Source organism: Methylobacterium sp. (assembly GCF_028290105.1).
Classification (GTDB): Bacteria; Pseudomonadota; Alphaproteobacteria; order Rhizobiales; family Beijerinckiaceae; genus Methylobacterium.
This window is the reverse complement of the sequence record NZ_JAQGKL010000113.1, coordinates 1-4870: the sequence shown is the minus strand read 5'-3', so window position 1 is coordinate 4870 and position 4870 is coordinate 1. Positions and strand designations below refer to the sequence as shown.

At 71.4% G+C, this 4870-nt stretch carries 5 protein-coding genes; all 5 read right to left on the bottom strand.

All coding sequences use genetic code 11. From position 1 onward, the window contains the following. Positions 1–1529: acyl-CoA carboxylase subunit beta (locus tag JWQ05_RS08470; RefSeq protein ID WP_299657516.1), on the bottom strand; the 1529-nt coding region annotated here is incomplete at its 3' end. A gap of 119 nt (positions 1530–1648) precedes the next feature. Continuing rightward, on the bottom strand, positions 1649–2449 hold the full coding sequence (locus tag JWQ05_RS08465) for an ATP12 family chaperone protein (RefSeq protein ID WP_299657514.1): 801 nt from the start codon (positions 2447–2449) through the stop codon (positions 1649–1651). A gap of 46 nt (positions 2450–2495) precedes the next feature. Continuing rightward, positions 2496–3167 (bottom strand): HAD-IA family hydrolase, encoded by a 672-nt coding sequence (locus tag JWQ05_RS08460; protein WP_299657512.1) that lies wholly within the window; start codon positions 3165–3167, stop codon positions 2496–2498. Between the two features lie 31 nt (positions 3168–3198). After that, positions 3199–3663 (bottom strand): serine/threonine protein kinase, encoded by a 465-nt coding sequence (locus JWQ05_RS08455; RefSeq protein WP_299657510.1) that lies wholly within the window; start codon positions 3661–3663, stop codon positions 3199–3201. Between the two features lie 148 nt (positions 3664–3811). Further along, positions 3812–4870 (bottom strand): RluA family pseudouridine synthase (locus JWQ05_RS08450; protein ID WP_299657508.1); only part of this gene is annotated, 1059 nt, incomplete at its 5' end.

The following is a 4870-nucleotide window of genomic DNA, read 5'->3' as shown; positions in this document are numbered from 1 at the left end:
AGCGGGATGTTGTCGTGCTTCTTCCAGGGCTGCTCCATCTCCTTGGTGCGCAGCATGCCCAGTGCCCGGGCGATGCGCTTGCGCGTGGAGTGGGGCATGATCACCTCGTCGATGTAGCCGCGCTCGGCCGCCACGAAGGGCGAGAGGAAGCGGTCCTCGTACTCGGCGGTGCGCTCGGCGATCTTCTCCGCATCGCCGATCTCACTCCGAAAAATGATCTCGACGGCGCCCTTGGCGCCCATCACGGCGATCTGCGCGGTGGGCCAGGCGTAGTTGAGGTCGGCGCCCACATGCTTCGATGCCATCACGTCGTAGGCGCCGCCGAAGGCCTTGCGGGTGATGATGGTGACCAGCGGCACGGTGGCCTGGCTGTAGGCGAAGAGCAGCTTGGCGCCGTGCTTGATCAGGCCGCCGTATTCCTGCGCGGTGCCCGGCAGGAAGCCCGGCACGTCGACGAAGGTGACGATCGGGATCGAGAACGCGTCGCAGAAGCGCACGAAGCGGGCGGCCTTGCGCGAGGCGTCCGAATCCAGCACGCCGGCCAGAACCATCGGCTGGTTGGCGACGAAACCGACGGTGCGGCCCTCGATGCGGCCGAACCCCGTCATGATGTTGCGCGCGTAGGTCGCCTGGATCTCGAAGAAATCGCCCTCGTCGGCCACGCGGCGGATGAGTTCGCCCATGTCGTAGGGCTTGTTCGGATTGTCGGGGATCAGCGTGTCGAGGCTCATGTCGAGGCGCAAGGGATCGTCGAAGCTCTCGAGTTCCGGCACGCCGTCGATGTTGTTGGCGGGCAGGAAGTCGACGAGGCGACGGATCTGCAGGAGCGCCTCGACGTCGTTCTCGAACGAGCCGTCGGCGATGGAGGACTTGGTGGTGTGGACCTTGGCGCCGCCCAACTCCTCGGCGGTCACGACCTCGTTGGTCACGGTCTTCACCACGTCGGGGCCGGTGACGAACATGTAGCTCGTGTCGCGCACCATGAAGATGAAGTCGGTCATGGCCGGCGAGTAGACGTCGCCGCCCGCGCACGGGCCCATGATCACCGAGATCTGCGGGATGACGCCGGAGGCGGCGACGTTGCGGCGGAAGACCTCGCCGTAGCCGCCCAGCGCCGCGACACCCTCCTGGATGCGGGCGCCGCCGGCATCGAAGATGCCGATGATCGGCGCGCGCATCTTGAGCGCCATGTCCTGCACCTTGACGATCTTGGCGGCGTGCGACTCCGAGAGCGAGCCGCCGAACACCGTGAAGTCCTTGGAGAACAGGAAGACGGTGCGGCCGTTGATGGTGCCCCAGCCGGTGACGACGCCGTCGCCGGGGACCTTCTGCTTCTCCATCCCGAAATCGGTGGAGCGGTGCTGCACGAACATGTCGAATTCCTCGAACGACCCGTGGTCGAGGAGGAGTTCGATGCGCTCGCGCGCCGTCAGCTTGCCGCGCTTGTGCTGGGCGACGACGCGGTTCTCGCCGCCGCCGAGGCGGGCCTGGGCGCGCCGCTCTTCCAGCTTCTCGAGGATGTCCTTCATGCGCGGTGGGCCTTCAGGTTGGAGATGACGCCGCGCCCCGCATGGACCTAGTTTGCCCGAACCTTGGCGGTCGCGATTTGAACCGGCCTTAGCACGGGCCGCTTTCCGCGAAAATGGATTTAACGGCTGAGAGCGGCAAGGTGCGCGGCGGCCTCGAATTCCGCCTGCCGCAGGGCATGACGCGCCTCCGCCTCCGCGTCTCCGCCCCAGACGCTGGCTTGATAGGTCTCGTCCACATGCGCCGCCGCCCAGGCCTCGGCGGGGGAGAGCCGGCCCCGCAGCACGGCGAGGGCGAGGAGGAGCGAGCCCGTCAGGGTCGTCAGGGTGTGGAGCGCCGCCAGCCGGAACGGGCCTTCCGTTTCCTCGATGGCCCGGCGCAGGGCCGCCACCGAGGTGTCGGGCTGGGTCACGTGCATCACGCCCTGCCCGAGGATGAAGCGGGCACCGAGGGTCTCGCGCGCCCAGTCGAGCACGGGGTCCCAGGCCTCCGCCTGCGCCCGGACGAGGCGGTCGGGATCGCCGGCCCGGTAGGCCAGGAGATCGGTGCCCGCATAGGCCGAGAGGTCGTCCACCACCGCCGCGCGGCGCGGGGCCACCCCGTCGATGGCGGTGTTGGCAAGCCGCGTCAGCGGCATCTTGGCCGGGTCGATGACCGCCACCTGCGCACCCCACTCGGCCGCCACCGCCTCGGCCAGCGCCCGTGTCGGCAGGCTCAGCGGGTTGCGGGTGGGGGTGTTGGCGGGGCGTCCGTCGAGGGTCAGGCGGAAACCGTCTCCCTCTCCTTGCGCGGCGAGACCCGCCTCGGCGTAGAAGCGCTTCGGCAGCGCGGGCTTGCCCGGCCCACGGGCCGAGCGTGTCGGATCGGGGGGCGCCGCGCCCTCGGGCCCGCCCATCAGGTCGAATTTGGATTCGTCGCTCATGGCGGATCAGATAGGGCATCCGCCCGCGGGCTGCGAGGCGCGCGCTTCAGGTGGCCGGATGGGCCTGGGCGGTCTCGGGGAACAGCGCGCCGAGATCCGCCGCGCTCTCCACCACGATGGCGGCGCCCGCTCCGAAGAGCGCGCCGACCGGGTGGTAGCCCCAGGCGACCCCGATGGCGGCGACGCCCGCGCTCACCGCCATCGCCATGTCGTAGGTGGTGTCGCCGATCATCACCGTGGCGGCGGGGTCGGCGCCGCTCTCCGCCATGGCCTGGAGCAGCATGGCGGGGTCGGGCTTCGAGGGCGCGTCGTCGGCGCTCTGCGTGGTCGTGAACCAGCCCTCCCAGCCGTGGCTCTCGATCAGGCGGTCGACCCCGCGCCGGGCCTTGCCGGTGGCGATGCCGAGTCGCACGTCGTCGCGGGCATGCAGGCGGGCCAGCAGGTCGCCCATGCCGGGAAACAGCGGCTCCTCGTAGTTCGGATCGAGGCGCAGGATGTTGAAGGCGCGCTTGTAGCTCTCCGACAAGCCCTCGATCGGCCCGTCCTCGCCGACGAGGCGGCGGAACGCCTGGGGCAGGGAGAGCCCGACCACCGAGAGGGATTCCGTCCGGCTCGGGGCCGGCAGACCGTGCTCGGCGAAGGCCATGCCCTGCGCCGCCACGATGAGGTGCTGGCTGTCGACGAGGGTTCCGTCGACGTCGAAGACGATGAGCTTCACGGGAGCGCACCCGCGCTGCGGACCGCGCCTCTCACGGCTGGCGCGCCGGTGCTGGCTGGGGCTGGGCGGGCCGCGGCCGGTCGTAGCCGAGCTTGCAGCGCACGAGGAAGCGGCGCCGGGCCCCGCCCCGCAGGCCGCGCGCATGCGAGATGCGGTTGCAGGCGGCGAAGGAAGGCCGGCGGTTGCGGCCGACCTGCGCCGAGCCGCGTCCGCCGGCCGTGCCCGAGGCCTGGCCGGGGGCAGCGGGCCGCGCCGGCTGGCCCTGAGGCTGGGCGGCCGGGGCCGCTTGCTGCGGCGTCTGGGATTGCGGCTGGGGAAGGGCTTGAGAGGGGGGAAGGGCTTGTGACGCGGCTTGCGGCTGGCCCTGCGCCCGGGTCTGGGTCGGAGGGGCCGCCTGCGCCAGGGCCGGAGGGGTGAGCGACGCCCCCGTGGCAAGGACCGAGAGGGCGAGGAGCGCGAAGCCGATCGCGGGCGTCAGGAGCGTATCTCGATGCATCGTGGCGCGACGGTCCTTGACCGGCGGCGTGGCGCCGACCGGGGTCTATCGGGAAGGATAAGGCATGGCGGGCGCTTGCCAAGGTGCACCCGCCCCGCCCCTCCTCCGGCGAGGCCCCGTCCGGGCGCCAGGCGCGCGGACGGAACGCTCAGGCCTCGGGCGCCTCCACGATGGGATCGTAGCGGGACGCGTCGAATCCGAGCAGGTTCCAGCTCTGCGCCATATGCGGCGGAAGCGGGGCCGTGACGTCGACGGGCTGGCCGGTGCGCGGATGCGGGATCACGATTCGGCGCGCGAGCAGGTGCAGGCGGTTCTGGATGCCGCCGGGCAGCTCCCAGTTCTCGATGCTGAAGTATTTCGGGTCGCCGACGATCGGGTGCCCGATATGGGCGGCGTGCGCGCGCAGCTGGTGCGTGCGCCCGGTCACCGGCTTCAGCGAGAGCCAGGACAGCTTCTGGGCCGCGTTCTCGACCAGGGCGTAGTAGGTCAGCGCGTGGGCGGCGCCCTCGTCGCCGTGCTTGGCCACCCGCATGCGCGCATCCGCGTCGGTCGGCTCCTCCTTGGCGAGGTAGGTCGAGATGCGCCCCTGGGGCACGCGCGGCACCCCGGCGGTGAGCGCCCAATAGACCTTGCGGGCCGAGCGCGAGCGGAAGCTCTTGGCGAGCGTCGCGGCGGCCAGGCGCGTCTTGGCCACGATGAGGCAGCCGGCGGTGTCCTTGTCCAGGCGGTGGACGAGGCGCGGCTTCTGGCCGTCCTTGCCGGTCAGCGCCTCGAGCAGGCCGTCCACGTGCCGCACGGTGCCCGAGCCGCCTTGCACGGCGAGGCCGAAGGGCTTGTTGAGGATCATCATCTCGGCATCCTCGTAGAGGATGAGCGAGCGGATGAAGTCGGCGTCGGTGGCGTCGCGCCCGGCCGAGCGCGGGCGTTCGCCGAGCGCGTCGAGCTTCAGGGGCGGCACGCGCACGCTCATGCCCGGCTCCAGCCGGTCGTTGGGCTTGGCGCGCTTGCCGTCGACCCGGAGCTCGCCCTTGCGCACGATGCTCTGGACCCGGGTGAAGGGCAGCTGCGGGAAGCGCGTGGTCAGGAAGCGGTCGATCCGCATCCCCGCCTCGTCCTCCTCCACGGTCAGCGTCTGCACGCCGGAGGCGAGGGTCGCGGAGGCCGCCGCGCGCTGCTCGCGCCGGGTCGGGCCCTCGGGGCCGTCCCC